This window comes from Candidatus Thiodiazotropha sp. LNASS1 (assembly GCF_964212655.1).
In the GTDB taxonomy this organism is placed as follows: Bacteria; Pseudomonadota; Gammaproteobacteria; order Chromatiales; family Chromatiaceae; genus Thiodiazotropha.
Window position 1 is genome coordinate 1 of the sequence record NZ_OZ156465.1, and the last position, 22,021, is coordinate 22,021.

The 22,021-nt window shown below is 53.9% G+C and carries 19 protein-coding genes; 18 read left to right on the plus strand and 1 reads right to left on the minus strand.

Translation table 11 applies throughout. The annotated features are described in order from the left end of the window. The 10 genes from AB8516_RS00005 to AB8516_RS00050 all read left to right on the plus strand — a co-directional run. Window positions 1-950, plus strand: a 950-nt coding sequence (locus tag AB8516_RS00005) for an N-acetylmuramoyl-L-alanine amidase (protein ID WP_369156839.1), incomplete at its 5' end; no start/stop codon positions are given. Between the two features lie 51 nt (window positions 951-1,001). Continuing rightward, on the plus strand, window positions 1,002-2,837 hold the full coding sequence (mutL, locus tag AB8516_RS00010; RefSeq protein ID WP_369156841.1) for a DNA mismatch repair endonuclease MutL: 1,836 nt from the start codon (window positions 1,002-1,004) through the stop codon (window positions 2,835-2,837). A 49-nt stretch (window positions 2,838-2,886) separates the two neighbouring features. Then, on the plus strand, window positions 2,887-3,807 hold the full coding sequence (gene miaA, locus AB8516_RS00015; protein ID WP_369163202.1) for a tRNA (adenosine(37)-N6)-dimethylallyltransferase MiaA: 921 nt from the start codon (window positions 2,887-2,889) through the stop codon (window positions 3,805-3,807). Window positions 3,808-3,983: 176 nt separating this feature from the next. Next, complete coding sequence (gene hfq, locus AB8516_RS00020; RefSeq protein WP_369156843.1) at window positions 3,984-4,256, plus strand: RNA chaperone Hfq; 273 nt, start codon at window positions 3,984-3,986, stop codon at window positions 4,254-4,256. Between the two features lie 111 nt (window positions 4,257-4,367). After that, window positions 4,368-5,651, plus strand: a complete 1,284-nt coding sequence (gene hflX, locus AB8516_RS00025; protein WP_369156845.1) for a ribosome rescue GTPase HflX — start codon at window positions 4,368-4,370, stop codon at window positions 5,649-5,651. 170 nt (window positions 5,652-5,821) lie between these two features. Continuing rightward, window positions 5,822-6,973 (plus strand): FtsH protease activity modulator HflK, encoded by a 1,152-nt coding sequence (gene hflK / locus AB8516_RS00030; protein WP_369156847.1) that lies wholly within the window; start codon window positions 5,822-5,824, stop codon window positions 6,971-6,973. After that, the gene (gene hflC / locus AB8516_RS00035; RefSeq protein ID WP_369156849.1) at window positions 6,973-7,839 is read left to right on the plus strand and encodes a protease modulator HflC; all 867 of its coding nucleotides are present in this window, start codon (window positions 6,973-6,975) and stop codon (window positions 7,837-7,839) included. Before hflK ends, hflC begins: the two co-directional genes overlap by 1 nt. Window positions 7,840-8,074: 235 nt before the next feature. Continuing rightward, window positions 8,075-8,260 carry a DUF2065 domain-containing protein gene (locus AB8516_RS00040; RefSeq protein ID WP_369156851.1) on the plus strand — a complete coding sequence of 62 codons (186 nt, stop codon included), beginning with the start codon at window positions 8,075-8,077 and terminating at the stop codon, window positions 8,258-8,260. 11 nt (window positions 8,261-8,271) lie between these two features. Continuing rightward, window positions 8,272-9,453, plus strand: a complete 1,182-nt coding sequence (locus tag AB8516_RS00045) for an ATP phosphoribosyltransferase regulatory subunit (RefSeq protein ID WP_369156853.1) — start codon at window positions 8,272-8,274, stop codon at window positions 9,451-9,453. Between the two features lie 83 nt (window positions 9,454-9,536). After that, window positions 9,537-10,832 (plus strand): adenylosuccinate synthase, encoded by a 1,296-nt coding sequence (locus tag AB8516_RS00050; protein ID WP_369156855.1) that lies wholly within the window; start codon window positions 9,537-9,539, stop codon window positions 10,830-10,832. A 186-nt stretch (window positions 10,833-11,018) separates the two neighbouring features. Here the strand turns inward: AB8516_RS00050 and AB8516_RS00055 are convergent, their stop codons facing one another. Continuing rightward, window positions 11,019-11,459 carry an RDD family protein gene (locus tag AB8516_RS00055; RefSeq protein WP_369156857.1) on the minus strand — a complete coding sequence of 147 codons (441 nt, stop codon included), beginning with the start codon at window positions 11,457-11,459 and terminating at the stop codon, window positions 11,019-11,021. Window positions 11,460-11,615: 156 nt separating this feature from the next. Between AB8516_RS00055 and AB8516_RS00060 the strand changes: the two genes are divergently transcribed. The 8 genes from AB8516_RS00060 (at window position 11,616) to katG (ending at window position 21,987) form a co-directional block, all read left to right on the plus strand. Then, window positions 11,616-12,011: a PilZ domain-containing protein gene (locus AB8516_RS00060; RefSeq protein WP_108292344.1), complete on the plus strand. Its 396-nt coding sequence runs from the start codon at window positions 11,616-11,618 to the stop codon at window positions 12,009-12,011. Window positions 12,012-12,357: 346 nt separating this feature from the next. Beyond that, window positions 12,358-14,907, plus strand: a complete 2,550-nt coding sequence (locus tag AB8516_RS00065) for an ATP-binding protein (protein WP_369156860.1) — start codon at window positions 12,358-12,360, stop codon at window positions 14,905-14,907. 2 nt (window positions 14,908-14,909) lie between these two features. Then, complete coding sequence (locus tag AB8516_RS00070; RefSeq protein ID WP_108292340.1) at window positions 14,910-15,545, plus strand: response regulator transcription factor; 636 nt, start codon at window positions 14,910-14,912, stop codon at window positions 15,543-15,545. Window positions 15,546-15,581: 36 nt separating this feature from the next. Continuing rightward, window positions 15,582-16,835 (plus strand): MFS transporter, encoded by a 1,254-nt coding sequence (locus tag AB8516_RS00075; RefSeq protein WP_369156863.1) that lies wholly within the window; start codon window positions 15,582-15,584, stop codon window positions 16,833-16,835. Window positions 16,836-16,884: 49 nt separating this feature from the next. Further along, the gene (gene cmoA / locus AB8516_RS00080; RefSeq protein WP_369156865.1) at window positions 16,885-17,622 is read left to right on the plus strand and encodes a carboxy-S-adenosyl-L-methionine synthase CmoA; all 738 of its coding nucleotides are present in this window, start codon (window positions 16,885-16,887) and stop codon (window positions 17,620-17,622) included. Further along, the gene (gene cmoB, locus AB8516_RS00085) at window positions 17,619-18,593 is read left to right on the plus strand and encodes a tRNA 5-methoxyuridine(34)/uridine 5-oxyacetic acid(34) synthase CmoB (protein ID WP_369156867.1); all 975 of its coding nucleotides are present in this window, start codon (window positions 17,619-17,621) and stop codon (window positions 18,591-18,593) included. The genes cmoA and cmoB overlap by 4 nt, the downstream gene beginning before the upstream one ends. A 99-nt stretch (window positions 18,594-18,692) precedes the next feature. Further along, window positions 18,693-19,136, plus strand: coding sequence for a secondary thiamine-phosphate synthase enzyme YjbQ (locus AB8516_RS00090; protein ID WP_369156869.1), 444 nt, complete (start codon window positions 18,693-18,695; stop codon window positions 19,134-19,136). A 688-nt stretch (window positions 19,137-19,824) separates the two neighbouring features. Then, window positions 19,825-21,987 carry a catalase/peroxidase HPI gene (gene katG, locus AB8516_RS00095; protein WP_369156871.1) on the plus strand — a complete coding sequence of 721 codons (2,163 nt, stop codon included), beginning with the start codon at window positions 19,825-19,827 and terminating at the stop codon, window positions 21,985-21,987. The last annotated feature ends 34 nt before the right edge of the window (window positions 21,988-22,021 follow it).

The window sequence follows — 22,021 nt, forward strand, 5'->3', positions numbered from 1 at the left end:
TGGTTGTCGATCTGTATGACGGCAAAGCCACCACCAGTCGGCGTTCACAACCGGTGAAGACGGCAAAGGCGCTGGGAAAACGGGATGTGGTGATAGCCGTGGATCCGGGGCACGGTGGCGAGGATCCGGGTGCACGCGGCCTCAAGGGGACTTATGAAAAGGACGTGGTGCTGGCGATTGCGCGTAAACTGGCCACTTCGATCAATAAGCAGGAGGGGATGCGGGCGGTACTGATTCGGGACGGTGACTATTATCTCGGCCTGCGTAAGCGTATCGCCAAGGCGAGAGAGCATCAGGCTGACCTGTTCGTGTCGATTCATGCCGATGCCTTTCACGATCCGAAGGTGCGTGGCTCATCCGTCTATACCCTGTCAAGAAGCGGGGCCTCCAATGAAGCTGCCCGTTGGCTGGCTGAAAGGGAGAACAGCGCGGATCTCGTCGGTGGCGTCTCTCTCGAGGATAAGGACGACATGCTTGCCTCGGTGCTGTTGGATCTCTCCCAGATCGGTACCCTGCAGGCAAGTTCAGGGGCCGCCAATAGGGTGTTGAAGCAGCTCAAAACGCTTGGAAAAACCCATAAGCGGAAGGTACAACAAGCGGGTTTTGTGGTATTGAAGTCACCGGATATCCCTTCCATGCTGGTGGAGACCGCCTTCATCTCCAACCCGGATGAAGAGCGCCGCCTGAGGAGCGTAAAACATCAGCAAAAGGTGGCTACCGCCTTGATGAAAGGCATTCGCACCTATTTCAAGTTCCAGCCGCCACCAGGTACTTTGCTTGCCTCCAACCTGGCTAAGAAGGCACCGCGAAAGCATGTGATCTCCCGCGGTGAAACACTGATCGCCATCGCCAATCGATATCAGGTGAGTGTCAGCCGTCTGCGCAACGCCAACGAATTGAAGAGCGATACCATCCGTATCGGCCAGGTACTGCAGATCCCTGGCGGCTGATCAATAAACCATCCTGCCTCTCCACCCACTTAGCCATGGCCCGCTTCCGGGATGGATGGCACAATACCCCATTCCCACAGCCTCTACCGACGACTGCGCCTGCTGACTATGCCGATTCGAATCCTGCCCCCTCAACTGATCAATCAGATTGCCGCCGGCGAAGTGGTGGAACGTCCGGCATCGGTGGTCAAGGAGTTGGTGGAGAACAGTCTTGACGCCGGGGCGAGAAAGATCGATATCGAGGTCGACCAGGGGGGTATCAAACGTATCCACATTCGTGACGATGGTGTCGGTATTGAACAGCGGGAGTTGACCATGGCATTGTCTCGACATGCCACCAGCAAGGTCATCCAATTCAAGGATTTGGAGTCATTGCAAAGCATGGGGTTCAGGGGCGAGGCGCTGCCCAGCATCAGTTCGGTCTCCCGACTCAGGCTGATCTCCCGCCATCAGGAAGCGGAGGAGGCTTGGGAGGTGACGGGAGATGGTTCAGATAATGTTACCGAACCCAAGCCGGCGGCACACCCACCAGGCACCAGTGTCGAGGTATGCGATCTCTTCTACAATACCCCGGCAAGGCGTAAGTTTCTGCGCACTGAAAAGACCGAGTTCAACCACATCAGCGCACTGTTCCAACGTTTTGCCCTGATGCATTTCGATGTGGGATTCTCTCTCCACCACAATCGCCGTCAGATCTTTGCCTTGCCGCCCTGCGGTGATCGCCAGGACAGAGAGGGGCGCATCCGGGACTTGCTTGGAGCTGGTTTTATGGATCAGGCGCTTGCCATTGAAGAGCAGGCGGGGGATATGATCCTGAGCGGGTGGGTGGCTAGACCAGGTTTCTCCCGCTCACAGGCGGATATGCAGTACTTTTATGTCAATCGGCGAATGGTCCGGGATAAACTGGTAACACATGCTATTCGACAGAGCTATCAGGATGTACTCTATCACGGCCGTCATCCGGCCTATTTGCTGTTCCTCGGTTTGGACCCCCGCAAGGTGGATGTCAATGTCCATCCGACAAAACATGAAGTACGCTTTCGCGATTCCCGCTCGGTGCACGATTTCATCTATCAGGGCCTGCACCGACTGTTGGCTCAGACCCGACCCCAGCATGGCCAGGAGCCGGTTGTTGAAACGATACCGTCAGTCAATGAGCCAACAGCATCCGGCTACAGCCGACAGCAGGGTATGGATTTGCGTGTGGCGCAGCGTCCTGCCGCCTATCGGGCGGCATTCACGGCTCAACAACCGGCGCATGCACAGGAATATTCAGAGGCGGAGCCTTCCCAGACGGAGCAGATACCGCCTTTGGGGTTTGCTCTGGGACAATTGCATGGTGTCTATATCCTGGCGCAAAACGAAGCCGGCCTGGTGCTGGTTGATATGCATGCGGCTCATGAGCGTATCACCTATGAACGCTTTAAGCTAACTTACCATGGTGACGGCATTACCAGTCAACCGTTGTTGGTGCCCGTGACGGTTGCGGTCAGTGCATCAGAGGCGGATTTGGTTGAGGAATATCAACCATTTTTAGATCGACTCGGCATCGAAGTCAGCCGTTTGGGTAAGAATTCCCTGGCGATCAGGACTATCCCTGCCCTGCTACGGGGTGCTGATGCGGAGAAACTGTTGCGTGATCTGCTCGCTGACCTCGCGGAGTACGGTCACACCGATCGTATGCAGGTCGAGATCGAAAAGGTATTGGCCACTATGGCCTGCCATGGCTCGGTAAGGGCGAATCGACGCCTTGAACTGGATGAGATGAACGCCTTACTGCGCGATATGGAAAGGACGGAACGGGCGGACCAGTGCAATCACGGCAGACCAACCTGGGTACAGATGTCCCTAAGTGAATTGGACCGGCTCTTCCTGCGGGGTCGCTGAAGTGGAGTTGAAGCAGCATCCTCAGTCACTACCACCCGCCATCTTTCTCATGGGGCCCACCGCATCAGGTAAGACCGCGCTGGCTGTGGAATTGGTTGAACGCCTGCCACTGGAGATCATCAGTGTGGATTCAGCGCTAATCTACCGGGGTATGGATATTGGCACAGCCAAGCCCGACCAGGCCACGTTGCGGATCGCGCCGCATCGGCTGATAGATATCAGGGATCCATCGGAGAGCTACTCGGCCGCCGCCTTTCGCGAGGACGCACTGACCGAGATGGCCGAAATAACCCGGGCTGGCAAAGTCCCCCTGTTGGTTGGCGGCACCATGCTCTATTTCAAGGCGCTGGAAGAGGGGCTTTCCGACTTGCCTGAAGCAGATCCAGGGATCAGGTCGCGCCTGGAGCAAGAGTTGGGCCGGCTCGGATTGGAAGCGTTGCATCAGCGCCTTTCATGTCTGGATCCCGCAGCAGGTGGACGTATTCATGCCAACGACCCTCAGCGGATCCTTCGTGCGCTTGAGGTGATTGAAATCAGCGGAAAAACCCTGACTGAACTTCAGCAGGGCAGTGTTGGTCATACATTTCCGTACAGTGTGTTGAAGCTGGTGCGTGCACCTCTGGAGCGAAGCCTGTTACATGCTCGAATAGAGCGGCGTTTCCACGAAATGCTGGCACAGGGTTTCGAGCGGGAGGTCAGGGCCCTGATGCGTCGGGGCGATCTCTCACCCGCAATGCCATCAATGAGGGCCGTCGGGTATCGTCAGATGCTCAGCTACCTGTTGGGCGAGTTATCGCGTGAAGAGATGATAGAAAGGGGCATAATTGCCACTCGTCAGCTTGCGAAACGTCAGTTTACCTGGTTGCGCAGCTGTAGAGGGTGTCACTGGCTGGATGATGAGGGGGATGTGATAAAACAGGCTCTGGGACTGATTTCAAGCCGGTTTAAGTCGTTTTTTATCCCTATCTAGCCTCTTCCCGTTGGTTCGGTTACTATTTTTTACTTAATTGCTATTTATGTTTTGTATGCGTGGACAAAAAAACATTGTGCTAAACTTCCGCCTGTGGCGTCGTTTTTACAGTTGCCAGCTTACATTATGCATTTGATATCACTGCCTATAATAGAAACACAATAAGGAGAAACTCCATGTCTAAAGGGCAAAGTCTACAAGACCCTTTTTTGAATGCACTGAGGAAGGAACGCGTACCAGTGTCGATTTTTCTTGTCAACGGTATCAAACTGCAGGGACAGATTGAATCCTTTGACCAATTTGTGGTGCTTTTAAAAAACAGTGTCAGTCAAATGGTCTACAAACACGCTATTTCGACGGTCGTTCCCGCACGGAATGTGCGTATTCAGCATGCAAACGGCCAGGGCGAAGAGCCAGCACCACCACCCTCCGGTACTGGTAACTTCTAGTTTTTCCAATCGATTCGCTATCGGGCCTGTCCCACTGAAGCCTGTTAACAGGCCCTGGTTTAGCCCGGTAGCATGACCTGATATTTTCCAGTCTGATCTATCCGATCCAATATGTTTGAACGTCCCAAAGCGGGTGAACGCGCTGTACTTGTCCATCTTGACCTGGGTATAACCAGGGACCGGGATGAGATCAACGAGTTTCGTGACTTGGCAATCTCTGCAGGTGCGGAGATCGTCACGCTTATCTATGGGAGTCGGCAGCAACCCGATCCCAAACTATTTATCGGACGTGGTAAGGCGGAAGAGATAAAGCATATTGTTGCCGAGGAGTGTGCCGATCTGGTGATTTTTGATCATACGCTCTCACCCAGCCAGGAGAGGAACCTGGAACGGGAATTCAAGTGTCGAGTCGTCGATCGTACCGGTTTGATTCTGGACATATTCAGTCAGCGGGCCCGATCATTTGAGGGTAAGCTCCAGGTGGAGCTGGCCCAGTTGCAACACCTCTCTACCCGTCTGGTGAGGGGATGGACCCATCTGGAACGGCAGAAAGGCGGTATTGGCCTGCGCGGACCGGGTGAGACGCAATTGGAGAGTGACCGTCGATTGTTGAACCAGCGAATCAATCAGATAAAACGGCGCCTCGAACGGGTGGATTCTCAGCGTGAACAGGGACGACGGGGGCGTGAAAGAGCTGATATCCCTACAGTTTCCCTGGTTGGCTATACCAATGCGGGTAAATCCACGCTTTTCAATAAACTGGTGGGCTCCAACGTATATGCCGCTGACCAGCTGTTCGCCACCCTTGATCCGACATTGAGGAGGCTGGAACTGAAGGGTGAGGGACCGATTGTACTGGCCGACACGGTTGGATTTATCAGCCATTTGCCACACGATCTGGTGGCCGCCTTCAAATCGACCTTGCAGGAGACCACGGATGCCTCTCTGTTACTGCATGTGGTTGATGCCTCCAGCCAGCAGAGGGCGACCTGTATAACGGAAGTCAACGATGTGCTGCGACAGATCGGTGCAGACAAGGTCCACCAGATAGAGATATTTAACAAAACGGATCTACTTGACAATGTTGAACCGAGAGTAGATCGGGACGGGAATGGTCAGATTACACGTATCTGGCTCTCCGCCATTACGGGAGAGGGAGCTGACTTGCTGCATCAGGCACTTGCTGAGTTCTTTAGAAAAAACCATGTACAGCAGCGGTTGCGCTTGAATCCGGGGGATGGTCGCTTGCACGCCCTGCTGTTTGAACGTGGTTCTGTGCTTAATGAGTCGAGTACAGACGAGGGGGGCTGGGAGATGGATATCGATATGCCGGAGCGGGAGTTCCTTAAATTATTGAAGGAAGAACCTGTACTGGAAAATTGCATTATCGGTTAGTGTGGAGTGTCACAGAACCGATCACGATGTACACTCGGTACCTGGGTGCTGATAGAATGGTGCCAGGTTGGAGTGTTATGGATTGAATTTGGCCTTAATCGAACCCATATACAAGTTTCGGTTGCTTGAGCCAAAGCGAATTAAACCAGTAACTATAGTTGGAGTGTTCAATGGCCTGGAATGAACCGGGTGGAAATGGTAAAGATCCTTGGAGCGGTAAAGGTGGCGATCAGGGTCCACCGGACCTCGATGAAGTGGTAAAAAAGCTTCAGGATAAATTCGGTGGAATATTCGGTGGCGGCAAGCCTTCCCGTGGCGGCTCATCGGTTGGTGGTGGATCAGGACCTGGTTCCAAATCGATTGGTGTAATCGTTGCAATCGGGTTGATTGTCTGGCTGGCCAGCGGCATCTACATCGTCGAACCCGCCGAGCGTGGTGTGGTGTTGCGTTTCGGCGCCTATTCCGAGACTACGCAACCCGGACCGCACTGGCATATCCCTTTTCCAGTCGAACGCCGGATCCTGGTCAACGTTGACCAGATCTCTTCATTTCGTCACAAGGCGCAGATGCTGACCCGTGATGAAAACATCGTCGATGTGGAGTTCACCATTCAGTCCCGTATTCAGGACGCGGCCGACTTCCTTTTTCAGGATCGGGATCCGAACAAGACCTTGCGCGATGCAACCGAGACCGCTGTACGCGAAATCATCGGTAAGAGCGATCTCGACTTTATCCTCACCCAGGGACGTGGCGCCATCGCGGATCGAATTATGCAGGGTGCCCAGGGTTTGATAGACGTATACAAGACCGGCCTCATTATCACCAGTGTGAACATGCAACCTGCCAAACCGCCCGAGCAGGTCAAGAGCGCTTTCGATGACGCCATCAAGGCGCGTGAGGATAAGGAGAAGCTGGAGAACCAGGCCGAAGCCTACGCCAATGAGGTTGTACCCAAGGCCCGTGGTGAGGCGGCACGCCGTACGGCGGATGCGAATGCCTACAGAGACCGGGTGATTGCCGAAGCGGAAGGTGATGTGAGCCGTTTTCTGGCGATTCTCAAAGAGTACCGTCGGGAACCCGAAGTCACCCGGGAACGCCTCTATCTGGACGCCATTGAGTCGATGCTGGGGCAGTCGAGCAAAGTGATGCTCGACACTCAGGACGGGAACAGCCTGATGTATCTGCCACTCGATAAACTGATTCAAGGTGATGAGAAGGGAAGAGCGGTGAGGGAGCAACAGTTTTCAACCAAAGAGACCTCACGCAGTCAGAGCGGTAGCGGTCAGATCCGCAATGTCGATCGTACAAGGGGGGTTCGCTGATGAGAGTGCCTAAATTGCTAATCCCTGTGGTCGCGATTGGGGCAATCGTGATCTACACTTCCGCCTTCGTTGTCAATCAGTGGGAGGTGGCGTTGAAGCTGCGTCTGGGTGAAATTGTCGCCACCGACTACAAACCGGGTCTCCACTGGTTGGTGCCGATACTCAATAATGTCCAGACCTTCGATGCCCGAATCCAGACCATGGATGCCCGTCCCGAACGCTTCCTGACCGCGGAGAAGAAGGATGTTATCGTCGACTATTTCGCCAAATGGCGTATCGCCAGCGTGGCACAGTATTACCGCTCTACCGGCGGCAGTCTCGACAAGACAGCCCGCCTGTTGCAGGAGCGTATCAATACCAGTCTGCGTGATGAGTTCGGTAAGCGCACGGTGCAGGAGGTTATCTCCGGCGAACGTACGGAGATCATGGACAAGCTGACTAAGGATTCCGATGCCAAGGCGGCAGAGCTAGGTGTCGAGATCCTCGACGTGAGGGTCAAACAGATCGATCTACCCCCCGAAGTGAGTGAGTCGGTCTATCAACGCATGCGCGCAGAACGTGAACGTGTAGCCAGGGACCTTCGAGCCAAGGGTGCCGAAGCGGCTGAGAAGATCCGCGCCAACGCCGATCGTGAGCGCGTGGTCATCGTGGCCTCCGCCTACCGGGAGGCCGAAAAATTACGTGGTGAGGGAGACGGCAAGGCTGCGGAGACGTATGCCAATGCCTATAAACAGGACAGCGAGTTTTACTCCTTTTATCGGAGCCTGAATGCCTATAAAAACAGCTTCCAGAATCGCTCCGATGTGATGGTTTTACAACCCGACTCCGATTTCTTCCGCTACTTGAAAAACCGCGAAGGTCAATAATAGGCTCAGATGACAAATCAGCTGCCGCCGCTCAGCGGGCGGCAGCTGATTGATATCCCTCCGATACAGTTTGATCATTCAGCTGTTTTTAGCGGTCATTTTCTCTAAATATCGGTTTTATTGACTCTGTCTGCATGGACAACAGCGTCCTGCTCTGAGAGAATGGCCGGCGGTCCTGGCGGACCGCATGCTCTCGACCGGGATGATCCCCGGTTTTTTTATGGGGAATTCATCAATGTGGCATGATTTGCTTGTGGCGCTGGCGCTATTGTTGGTGATCGAAGGCATCTGGCCCTTCCTCAGCCCCAATAGTATGCGGGAAGTCCTGTTGATGATTGTGCAGCAAGACAGCCGCTCACTGAGAATCAGCGGCCTTATCAGTATGGTTTCCGGGGTAATCCTGCTATATCTTGTGAATTGATTGTGGCTAAGATGGAAAACGAACGTTGGATACTGCCAGACGGTATCGATGAAGTGCTTCCTCCTGAAGCGGGTATTATCGAGCGCAAACGCCGTGAGTTGCTCGATCTATATAGCAGTTGGGGCTATGACTTTGTTATTCCGCCGTTTGTGGAGTTTCTCGACTCATTGCTGACCGGCACGGGCAGTGATCTGGATCTGAATACCTTCAAACTGACCGATCAGCTATCCGGCAGGCTGATGGGTATTCGCGCGGATATCACACCCCAGGCCGCGCGCATTGACGCTCATCACATACGCTCTCAAAGCCCAACTCGCCTGTGCTACCTGGGTACGGTGTTGCATACACGCTCCGATGGATTCGCCGGTACCCGCAGTCCGTTACAGATCGGTGCAGAACTGTATGGCCACAGCGGAGTTGAAAGTGACATCGAGGTGTTGCGTCTGATGATGGAGACCCTCAAGACCACCGGTGTTGAGGACGTCTATCTCGATCTTGGCCATGTTGGTGTCTACAAAGGTCTGGCCGAACAGGCCGGTCTCAACGAATATCAGGAACGCGAGCTGTTCGACGCTTTGCAGCGTAAGGCAATGTCCGAGGTCGACAGGCTCCTCGAAGCCTTTTCCATCGCCCCAGAGCATGCCGCCATGCTTGCCTGCTTGGGGGAGCTGAGTGGTGACAGGGCGCTGCAGGAGGCGAGAGATCTGTTGCAGAATGCTTCCGAGGTCGTGAAAGAGGCGCTGGATTACCTGCAGATGATGGCTGATCAGATCGCTGTCTGGCTGCCTGAGGTGCCGGTCCACTTCGATCTTGCTGAGTTGCGTGGATACCACTTCCATACAGGCGTGGTGTTTGCAGCTTTTGTACCCGGCAGCGGAAAAGAGATTGCCCGCGGCGGGCGCTACGATGCCATTGGCAGCGTGTTCGGCAGGTCGAGACCTGCGACCGGTTTTAGCAGTGACCTCAAGACACTGATTCGGGTGGCTCATTTACCGCAACGTACGGCGAGTCGCCCCACCATTTTTGCGCCTGCTTCGGATGATCCCGGACTACAAAAAGAGATCGCACGTTTGCGCTCCGAAGGACATAGGGTTGTCAGTGCGTTGCCTGGTCAACACGGCGATGCCGAAGAGATGGGATGTGAGCAACAGCTGGTATTGACGGATGGTCGGTGGCAGCTGACGGCTGTTTGATTCTGTAATGATTTCTGCAAGAATCGCTGACTTAACTTTAATCTAGATCCGACTCCGATCGGAAATAACAATTTGAGAGTGCCATGGGCAAGAATGTCGTAATAATCGGAACACAATGGGGAGACGAGGGTAAAGGCAAGGTTGTCGACCTTCTGACTGACAAGGCCTCAGCTGTGGTGAGATTTCAAGGTGGTCACAATGCCGGCCATACACTCGTCATCGATGGAGAGCAGACCGTATTGCATCTGATTCCCTCCGGGGTTTTACGCGAGGGCGTGCGTTGCCTGATCGGCAACGGTGTGGTGTTGGCACCTGACGCCCTGCTGGAAGAGATAGATACACTCGAGCAGAACGGGGTGCCTGCATCGAGTCGCATGGGCATTTCAGAATCCTGCCCTCTGATCCTCCCGTATCACATTGCGCTTGATGCAGCACGAGAAAAAGCGCGTGGAAAAAAGGCCATCGGCACCACCGGACGCGGTATCGGACCTGCTTACGAAGACAAGGTATCCCGGCGGGGTATCCGCCTGGGCGAGATATTTGATCAGAAGCACATCAGCGAACGACTGCGGGAGGTGATGGACTATCACAACTTCGCCCTCAAGCATCTGTTCGAATATGGAGAGGTCGACTATCAGCAGGTTCTGGATCAGTTGCTGGAACAGGCACAACGGCTGCAGCCGATGGTGGATGATGTAACCGGCACCCTCCATCAATTGAGGCGCGAGGGCAGGAATGTCATGTTCGAGGGTGCGCAAGGGGCGTTGCTCGATATCGATCACGGCACCTACCCTTACGTCACTTCATCCAATACCACCGCCGGGGGTGCGGCAACCGGTTCCGGTGTCGGCCCCCGCTATATCGACTATGTGTTGGGGATCGTCAAGGCCTATACAACCCGGGTCGGTGCAGGCCCGTTCCCCACGGAACTGTTTGACGAGGATGGCGACCATCTGGGTACCAAGGGTCATGAATTCGGTGCCACTACCGGGCGTAAGCGCCGCTGCGGCTGGTTGGACCTGGTCGCGCTGCGGCGTTCACTGGAGATCAACAGCGTCAGCGGCATGTGCATCACAAAGCTGGACGTCCTCGATGGTATGCAGAAGGTCAAGATCTGTGTCGCATACAAGTTGAACGGCCAGGAGGTCACATCGCCTCCCTCAGGCGCTGACCGTTTTGCGGAGTGTGAACCGGTTTATATCGAAATGCCGGGTTGGCAGGAGTCCACGGTCGGTCTGACCAGCTTCGATCAGCTGCCCCAGGCGGCTAAAGAGTATCTGAAAAAGATTGAGGAACTGTGTGACACGCCCATCGATATCATCTCGACCGGCCCGGACAGAATCGAGACAATTGTGCGGCGCCACCCGTTCGAAAGCTGAGTCTGCTCACCCGATATTCCGGTACGCTTACTCGACGCAAAAGAACCGATTGGATCAGTGTGAACAGGCGCCATGTTTAACGCCGGATAGCGATTAACAAATTGCTATCGGCGTCGCGCCTGCGCATCCTCACTCGCTCTGCCAACTGATCGAATCCACCAGTAGCGAAAATGTGATCTGCATCAACTATTCGACAATTATCAGTCGTGTCTTTGAAAGCCGGTCGTGCCAGGCTAGCTTTTGCGGATCGACCAGAATCCAGATAAATCCAAGCCCGAAAACCAGAACCGAAAAGAGGGCGGCGAGATGGCGTTTGAGGGCATCCGACCAACCGACATCCCCCCCGTCCATACGTATCAGTTTAAGTCGCCAGGCACGCATGCCAAGGGTTTGACCGCCTCGGGCCCAGAAGCCGGTAAAGAATATCAAGGGTATGATTTCAAAGATAAAAAACTGGAAAACAAGAAGCATCGTACCGCTGGGATTGCCGAACGGAAGCGTGACGATAGCTGTCGCTACAAACAATAGGGCGATTAACAGCAAGCTGTCGTAAAGGATGGCGGCCAGACGGCGGATGAGGCCTGGAATGAGGGCTGCTTCGGCTTCCGGGGCGCTATAAGTTGGCATCTGTCTACATACAATTGGGTAGTTAATAAGAGATCACGGAGACCTCAACCTAGGATAAACCCTAACATTCTGAGGCAATACTCCCGATTTGAAAAATCCGCACCAGGGTCCATACTTTTAAGTCCTGCTAATACAGCAATTATTTGGAGCGAAAGCATGGAACACAGACGTGACCATCGCAAGTTGCTATCCTTCGAAATCGTAATCAATGATCGTACTCACGGACAAGTACATGGAAAGGTAAGAAATATCAGCCTGAGTGGTATGCTAGTCGATATCGGTGACAGCTCACACCATCTTAATCCGATCGTTGATGTCTCATTTCCCGTCGAATCCTGCGGCGGTAAAAGCCAGTGCCAGGCTAAAGCATTTATCGTGCATCAGCAGCCCGGCTGTCTGGGATTGATGTTCAGTGAGCTGGATGCCGGTGTCAGGCAGATGTTGCGGAAGATGCTATATGGATATGCCACAGTAGCGGAGAGGGCATATATGCACACCGGCTACAGTGATACATCCCAAGCACTGCCTAACCGGGCCAGTGCCAACTATTGAACTGACCGAACCTCCTGAAAACTATAATACCTCCAGTTAGCTGGAATCCGGATTTGAAAAGACGCATTCTGCGTCTTTTTTTTGTTTTAGATTTTATATAATTCAATGTCGCTATCTCGATTTATCGCAGCGATATCCAACAGGGCCGGTTGGATAAGTTTCAACAGGCCCTGAGTTGAGCGTGCTCGTGATCTAACCGATTGTCAGATGAATTACCCAATAGACTGGAATAGTGACAACAACCAGGGTAAAAAGGGTGCGGTAGCCGTTTTTCCAAGTCTGCGTGTGACAGATTGCTTTATATATCAAACTATTTTTTTTACCGGCTACCCCGACTATCCGCAAAATGAGCACTAATTATTCACAAAAATGGCGGAACAGGCTGGTAAACCTTTCCCTGCCAACACTTTCACTTTTGGCCGGAATCTTTAGTGGATTGGTCGCCTGGTTGCTGTTAGATCCTATCCAGGGTAAACACCTTGAACAGCTCTTTCAAAATGAACTGGTAAGCCGGTTGGATATGCGTGCCGTGGAGACACGCCGCCGTTTCGAAGAGTTTATTAAAGAGTGGCAACTGCAGGGCCATGCGCTTTCCAATCACTGGCAGCTTATTACCTATCTCAACTCCTTTTCATGGCAGGAATCGGCGCAGCGGACCAAATACTACAATGAGTCGCCAAGTTGGTTGGAAATAGGTCACCCCAATGTCAGTTTGATAGAGCCTGGCCAAGTGGTCCTGATGGATATGCGTGGCAAGGCTCGTGAGATCTATCAAAGAAAATTGCTGCCATTCAACATAGACAGAATCTTAGAGTTATATCCAAAGCGTAATGATGCAGTCATCACATTGATCGAGGGTGCCCCCTACCTATTGGTCTGGTCGAACATTGCCTACCAGCAGGAAACAGATCCGGCGGTCATTCTTCTGATCGTCGATGTCGATGAATATTTTCTTGCCGAGTCACAAAAGATGGCACATGGTACGGATACGCTTATCGCATTGATCGATTCCAATGATCAGAGACTTCTGGCAAGCAGTGATCAGGATAAGATACCCCAAGGTTCCTACATACGGGATTGGCGCGACAGCTATCTGTTGACTTCCCAGGCCATCACACAGTATCAATCATTGGATCATGACCTGCTGTTTACCACTATGGTTTCGCGGGATGTAGTACAGCAGAACATCAAAAATATCTCCAAACTTGCTCAATTGGATCGTCTGCTTGCTGCGTTGGTCTATGTGGTTGTGTTCTCCTTCATCATCTTTTTGATATCCGCCAAGATCAATCAGGTTTTAAAGCGCATATCCCGTTACGGGCAACAAGCATTGGGTGTGCAGCAGCCGGTTATAGAAAAGGGTAACGTACTCCTGCAGCTGGAGGATTGGGTAAAGAAGTTTTTTCGTCAGTTGATCACCGCACGCGATACCCTGCACGACAGACAGGAGAAGCGAATTCGGGAAACCGAAGTTCTAAAGAGTGCGCTATTCGATAATTCCATGGTGTCGATTGTGACATTAGACGAGCAGGGCATTGTTGTGGAAGTCAACGGAACAGCGCTGCAGACTTTTGGTTTCTCAAGGAAACTGCTGATGGGCAGGAGGTTGGAGGAGATAGCGATCAAGCCGGATGATCGTAGCCGTTTCCGTGACATGTTGGGGCGATGTATCAAACGCAGTGTCGGACCCAGTTTCTGTCGTGATCAGCCGATGCTGGCGGAAACCGCCAACGGTGAAGAGAAGGCAATCGAGTGTTCCGTCATTCCGATTCATCTCCAAAATCAGACACTATTCAATGTCTATCTCCGTGATGTCAGCGGGCGCAGACAGGCCGAACGAGAGATTGCGAGTCTGGCCAAGCTTGCCAGTGAAAATCCCAATCCTGTGTTGCGTATCAATGATAAGGGGGTCATTGTCTATGCCAACGATGCCAGTGAGCCACTGCTGGCCTATTGGGATTGCGAGCGCGGCCAGACGCTGCCGCTCTATTGGCGCAACCTGGTTGCCAGTGTCCTCAAGGAGGGCGTCAACAAGGTCTATGAGATCAATCTTGAGGACCAGATCTATTCATTGCAACTGGCGCCCATCAGAGAGTTGGATTATGTCAATATCTACGGGCGCGACTTCACCCAAATGCGTCTGGCTGAGATGCAGAGCAGACAGCACCAGTCAGAACTTGTCCATGTCTGTCGCCTCAGTACAATGGGCGAGATGTCCACCGGTTTGGCTCATGAGCTGAACCAGCCGCTGTCGGCAATCATCAATTTTGCCAGTGGTTGTGTCAGACGTCTGCAAACCGGTAGCGGTGGTGAAGCCGAGTTGTTGGACGCCATGGCTCAGATCACTGTGCAAGCGGAGCGGGCGGGTGAGATTATCAAGCGATTGCGCTCACTGGTGGGAAAACGTCCCCAGGAGCGCGAGGCGGCTAATCTCAATCACATGGTGCTGGAAGTTGCCTCATTCATAGAGTTCGAGGCTGACCGGCAGAAGGTTGAGGTCTGCGTGGAATTGAGCGATGAGGTTCTTCCGGTTATGGTTGACCTGGTGCAGATTGAGCAGGTGTTGCTCAACCTGGTGAGAAACGCAATCGATGCCATGAAACAGGTCGATGTCTCCCAGCGCAGACTTCTGCTGAAGACAGAGAGAGTGAATAACAAGATGGTGCAGGTTCTTGTCAGGGATAGCGGTCCGGGTATGTCGCCGGAGACGCTGGAGCATCTCTTCGATGCGTTTTTTTCCACCAAGAAAGGTGGTATGGGAATGGGCTTGCGAATCAGTCAGAAAATCATGCAAGATCACCATGGCATGATTGAAGTCGTATCCGAAGTCGATGAAGGAACGACCTTTCACGTTATCCTGCCAACGGATCCCAAACTCGAACTACCAGGTTTTTAACCATGACCAAACCACCGACAGTATTTGTTGTAGATGATGATCAAGCCATGCGGAATTCATTGAAATGGCTTATAGAATCGGTTTCCATGCAGGTGGAGACATTCGAGTCGGCAGATGCCTTTATCAAGAGTTATTATCCCGGACGATCCGGCTGTCTGTTACTGGATGTGCGCATGCCGGGGATGAGCGGTCTGGAGTTACAGGAGTATCTGCGGGCCAACCAGATTGCCATACCGGTGATCATTATTACCGGTCACGGTGATGTGCCGATGGCCGTCAGGGCGATGAAATCGGGCGCGGTCGATTTCATCGAGAAACCCTTCAATGATGAAATGCTGCTCGAGAGCATCCGCCATGCCCTGGCATTGGATGTGAAGCAGCGGGATATGCAGAAACAGCGTGCGGAGATCGCCACCCGTCTGGCACGCCTGACACCGAGGGAACACGAAGTGATGGTCATGGTGACCAACGGCAAGGCAAACAAGGAGATTGCAAGCAGCCTGGGGGTCAGTGCCAAGACGGTCGAAGCACATCGGGCCAGGGTCATGGAGAAGATGCAGGCCAACTCCCTCGCCGAACTGGTCAGGATGGCGATCAGTGCCAATCTCACACTCTCCGAGTCAAAGAGCGAAGAGTAGTCTCAGTTGTCCAAGTCCTTGTTAAGGGAGCCTCGGGTGCTCGCGTGGAGTTTCTACGACTGGGCAAACTCCGCCTTCGCCACTACCGTGATGGCCGGTTTCTTTCCGATCTTCTTCAAACAGTACTGGAGCGCGGATGTTGCGGCCACCGAGAGCACCTTTCGCTTAGGCTTGGCCAATTCGGTGGCAAGCATCATCGTCGTATGTCTTGCCCCGCTATTGGGGGCGCTGGCTGACCAGGCCGGGGCGAAAAAGCGCTTTCTGCTCTTTTTTGCCGGTATGGGTATCGTCATGACCGGTGGGCTCTATCTGGTGGCGATGGGAAACTGGGCCATGGCACTGGTGCTGTACGGCCTGGGAGTCCTCGGTTTCTCCGGTGGCAATATCTTCTACGATTCTCTGATGGTGTCGGTGACGCAAAAGCAAAACTACGACAAGGTCTCCGCATACGGATTTGCCTTCGGCTATCTGGGCGGCGGAGTCTTGTTCACCTTCAATGTCCTGATGACCTTGTTCCCTGCATTTTTCGGTCTTGCCGATGCCGCACAGGCGGTGAGACTCTCATTCGTACTGGTTGCGTTGTGGTGGGCTCTGTTCTCCATTCCCCTGTTTCTGCTGGTGGAGGAACCATCGGTCGGGGCCCATGAAAAGGGCTGGATACTGGCAGGATTTCGCCAGTTGATCGGCACCTTCAGTAAACTGAAACAGCTGCGCATGGCATTCCTGTTTCTGGTCGCCTACTGGTGCTATATCGACGGTGTCGATACCATTGTCAGAATGGCGGTGGACTTCGGGCTCTCTATCGGATTCGATGCCAACAACCTGATGGTGGCCCTGCTGATTACCCAATTCGTCGGTTTCCCCGCCGCCATCGTATTCGGCGAGATCGGTAACAGGCGTGGTCCCAAGCAGGGCATCATGCTGGCTATCTTCTGTTACCTGATGATTCTGCTGTGGGCCTATCACATGGAGGCTGTGTGGGAGTTCTATCTGCTGGCCATCGCCATCGGCCTGGTACAGGGCGGCATTCAGGCACTCTCCCGTTCCCTCTATGCACGCCTGATTCCCCACGATCAGTCAGCGGAGTTCTTCGGTTTTTATAACATGCTGGGTAAGTTCGCCACGGTACTGGGACCGCTGTTGATGGGCTGGATCGGCGTGCTTACCGGCGATACCCGCCTCTCGATTCTCTCGATCAGCATCCTGTTTATCATTGGTGGTGTATTATTGAACTTCGTGGATGTAGAGGCCGGGGAACGGGCGGTGCAGGAAATGGGTGATCAACAATGATGAGCAGCCTGCAAACCGCGCGACAACTCACCTGATACCCTTTCGATCTATGGCAGACGATTCGAACAAAGACAGGCTCTATGCGGATGCCCACGAACTGGTTCCCGATTTTGTCTTCGACGACCGGGTGGCCCGTGTCTTCCCCGATATGATCAACCGGTCGGTTCCCGGCTATGGAACCATTATCAACATGATCGGTACCCTGGCTGCACAATATGTCAAGGACGGCTCATATTGCTACGATCTCGGCTGTTCGCTGGGCGCCGCCAGTATGGCGATTCACTCCGCCATCGACGCAGAGGATGTGGTCCTCGTCGGTGTCGACAACTCCCCAGCGATGTTGGCCAGGGCCAAGGCGAATCTGGCCCAATGCCGGCCGGATCCGGCGATTGAACTGATATGCGCCGATATCCGCGATGTGACGATTCAACAGGCGTCGATGGTGGTTTTGAACTTCACACTGCAGTTCCTGCCCGCCGGGGAGCGGACCACGATTCTGAAAAAGATCCATGACGGGATGTTGCCGGATGGCCTGTTGGTCCTCTCTGAAAAGATCCTGGTAGCCAACGATACAGCCCAGCAGCTTTTCACGCAGATGCATCATGGCTTCAAAAAGGCCCAGGGCTACTCCGATCTGGAGATCAGCCAGAAGCGATCCGCACTGGAGGATGTGCTGATCCCCGAGAGCCTGGCCTGCCACATCGAGCGCTTGAAGGGTGTGGGTTTTTCCACGGTCGAGGTCTGGTTTCAGTGTTTTAATTTTGTCTCTCTGCTGGCAATCAAATGACGGATCGATGGGCATGGCGACAACCCTTCATGGAGGGGCCGTTGGGGAAATGGTTTGAGCAACTGCCCCAGCAGATAGAGCGGGTATGGCAGGAAAAGACCCATGGGGATATGGAGGAATGGCGCCGGATCGTCTCCCGGCTGCCAACGCCAAAACTGTCATCCATCGACTTGAACAGTGCACGAATCAGGACAGGCGAGACAGGCGACTGTGACGAGACGATGCGCCGGCAACTGATCCAGCTTCTCTCAGGATTGCATCCCTGGCGTAAGGGGCCCTACGAAATATGCGGCCTGCATATCGATACCGAATGGCGCTCCGATTTCAAATGGGACAGGCTGCAATCCCATATTCAGCCGCTAAACAACAGGGTGGTGCTGGATGTGGGTTGCGGCAACGGCTATCATGCCTGGCGCATGCTGGGGGAGGGCGCAAGACTGGTCATCGGTATCGACCCCACCCAACTCTTCATCATGCAGTTCGAAGCCATCAAGCATTTCCTCGGCGAACACCATCCGGTTCATCTCTTTCCCCTCGGCATCGAGCACCTGCCGCCGGATATCAAGGGGTTCGACACCGTTTTCTCGATGGGTGTCTTCTATCATCGCCAGTCACCCTTCGCCCACCTGGCCGAACTGAAAGGGGCACTGCGCAACGGCGGTGAACTGGTACTGGAGACTTTGGTGATCGAAGGGGGTGCGAACCAGGTGCTGGTACCGCAGGGACGCTATGCCAAGATGCGCAATGTCTGGTTTATACCCAGCACGGAAACCCTGCACAAATGGCTGGAACGGGCCGGATTCAATCAGGTGAAACTGATCGATGTATCGGTAACCACCACCGAGGAACAGCGTGCTACGGAGTGGATGCGTTTTGAATCACTGGCGGACTATCTCGATCCGGCAGACAGGCGTTTGACCATCGAGGGCTATCCAGCGCCTCGCAGGGCAATATTTATTGCCAGGGGATAGCGGCTCGCATAGCTGTATTACCCATGCTTGAAAACCAATCCACATATTCATGCAATTACACGAAGCCAATTAGTAAGACTTAACACAGAGAGTTGCCGGATGTTGAATTTCTTCAATGAATTGAATTTTTCCACGAACAGATCATTCGAAGTATGTGATATCACCAAGCAAGTCGAAGGCGTGGTAAGAGAGTCGGGTGTATTGGAGGGAACGGTATCAATCACTTCGCTGCATACCACCTGCGCAATTTCCGTCAACGAAAACGAAGAGCGTCTATTCGAGGATATACGCAACTTCTTCTTGACCATTGCCTCGCCCGAGGGATCGTACAAGCATAACGACTTGCATCTGCGCATCAATATTCCGCCTGACGAACCTGAGAATGCACACGCCCACCTGATTGCCATGATGCTTGGAAACAGTGAAACGGTGCCGCTGCATGATGGCGCGCTGGTGCTTGGGCGTTACCAGTCCATCCTGTTGCTGGAGATGGACGGGCCGCGCGAGCGTACATGCGCAGTACAGGTGGTTGGCGTCAGTTGATCGCGAACGTTTTTTTAACGCCGTAGACAGCCAAAGCCAGATAAAGTGATAACAGGCCCTGGAGTATTCAGCTTCTGTTTGGCCTTTTAGCACCACCGTAATACATCATTGCAGGTTTAAGCTTCTCTGGGAAAAAGTATTTATCCTCAAAGTTTATAAAACCGAATATAGGTTCCCGAAAGCCCCACTATCCAGTCCAAGAGAAAATCCTTCTCTCACGGGATATTTCAATCCACCAATATTTTGCCTTTCAAAACCTCGCCGGTTTCGCTCACTGCCAGTGAGAGAAAGGGATCTGAGCCGAATGGTACTTACTCAAGACGAATTTCAGGATATTCGTCATTCTGGCGCAGGCCGGAATCCAGGAATACCGTCACCATCAAGCAATCTGGATCCCGGCCTGCGCCGGGATGACGGTGGTTCTTGGCTTAGATAAGCGCCATTCGGATCTGAGCCCTTTTTATTGCCCATCGTTCTATCCAGACCATGATCAAGTGATCCTACCAGGGATCCCACGGTTTTGGCTGTGTATCCGCTTAACAGATTTGCAGCAGCTGTAGAGAGATCAGCGATAGAAAATAACAAACAAAACAATAGTAACAATTGATTTTACAAATTAAATGAGAGCGCTAAAAATATAACTCAATGGCAATACATTCATGTCCGGAACACGAGAGGAGATAACACAATGTCTGAGAACAAATGCCCATTTCATCAAACGGCTGGAGGCGGTACGTCGAACCGGGACTGGTGGCCCAACCAGTTGCGGCTGGATATTCTGCGCCAACACTCATCCAAGTCCAATCCAATGGGTGAAGAGTTTAATTACGCCGAAGCGTTCAAGAGCCTGGACCTGGATGCCGTGAAGAAGGATCTCAATGAGTTGATGACCGATTCACAGGAGTGGTGGCCAGCCGACTTCGGCCACTACGGCCCTTTGTTCATTCGCATGGCCTGGCACAGTGCAGGGACTTATCGCACCAGCGACGGGCGTGGCGGCGGTGGAACCGGTAACCAGCGCTTTGCGCCGGTCAACAGTTGGCCCGACAACGTCAATCTCGACAAGGCGCGCAGGCTGCTGTGGCCGATCAAGCAGAAGTATGGGCGCAAAATCTCCTGGGCCGATCTGATGATCCTTACCGGCAATGTCGCACTGGAATCGATGGGTTTCAAGACCTTCGGCTTTGCCGGCGGGCGCGAGGATATTTGGGAGCCGGAGAAGGATATCTATTGGGGGACCGAGGAGAGCTGGCTGGATGACAGTCGCTTTGCGGGCGATCACGAGGAGCTCGAGAAGCCCCTCGCTGCGGTGCAGATGGGATTGATCTACGTAAACCCGGAAGGTCCTAACGGCAATCCCGATCCACTGGCCGCAGCCAAGGATATCCGCGAGACCTTCGCCCGTATGGCGATGAACGACGAAGAGACGGTTGCCCTGATCGCGGGCGGCCACACCTTCGGCAAAACCCACGGCGCCGGTGATGCGGCATTGGTGGGCTCCGAGCCGGAAGCGGCCGGCATCGAGGAGCAGGGCCTGGGCTGGAGCAGCGGTTTCGGCAGCGGCAAAGCCGGTGATACCATCACCAGCGGCCTGGAGGTCACCTGGACATCAACCCCGACCAAGTGGAGCAAAAACTTCTTCTGGAACCTGTTCGGATACGACTGGGAGCTGACCAAGAGCCCGGCCGGTGCGCATCAGTGGATACCGAAACATGGGGCGGGCGCCGATTCGGTACCCGACGCCCACGACCCGTCGAAGCGCCACCCGCCCACCATGCTGACCACGGACCTCGCCCTGCGCTTCGACCCTGCCTACGAGAAAATCTCCAGGCGCTTCTACGAGAACCCGGATGAGTTCGCCGACGCCTTTGCCCGTGCCTGGTTCAAGCTGACCCACCGCGACATGGGCCCGCGCGCCCGCTACCTGGGGCCGGAAGTGCCGGATGAAGAACTGATCTGGCAAGACCCGATCCCTCCGGTCGATCATGCCTTGATCGATGAGGATGACATTGCCGGCCTGAAGAGACAGATCCTCGATTCCGGGCTCTCCGTGGCCGAACTGGTATCGACCGCCTGGGCGTCCGCTTCAACCTTCCGCGGCTCCGACATGCGCGGTGGCGCAAACGGCGCACGCATCCGGCTGGCGCCGCAGAAGGATTGGGAGATCAACCAGCCGGAACAGCTGGCGAAGGTGTTGAATAGCCTCGAAGCTATCCAGAACGGGTTCGACAAGCCGGTCTCCATGGCTGATCTGATTGTATTGGCGGGTTGTGCCGGTGTTGAGCAGGCGGCAATCAATGCCGGCCATGATGTGACAGTACCGTTCACACCGGGCCGCATGGACGCCTCCCAGGAGCAGACCGACATCGAATCCGTTGCCGTCCTCGAACCGATTGCGGATGGGTTCCGTAACTACCAAAAGGCCAAATACACGGTATCGGCTGAAGAGCTGCTGGTGGACAGAGCACAACTGTTGACCCTGACGCCACCGGAAATGACGGTTCTCATAGGCGGTATGCGGGTCTTGAACGCAAATTATAGTGGTACGAAACACGGCGTATTCACCGACCGTCAGGAGACGTTGACCAATGACTTCTTCGTCAACCTGCTCAACATGGGCACAACGTGGAAGGCAACTTCGGCAGATGGAGATCTCTTTGAAGGCAGCGACCGCATAACCGGAGAACCCATTTGGACCGGTACCCGTGTAGACCTGATCTTCGGTTCCAACTCCGAACTGCGAGCTTTGGCGGAAGTCTATGCCACCGCGGATGCCGAAGAGAAGTTTATCCATGACTTCGTGGCAGCCTGGGACAAGGTAATGAACCTGGACCGCTTCGATATCGTCTGAACCGCGTGATCATGGCTACAGGGATGTGGCCATT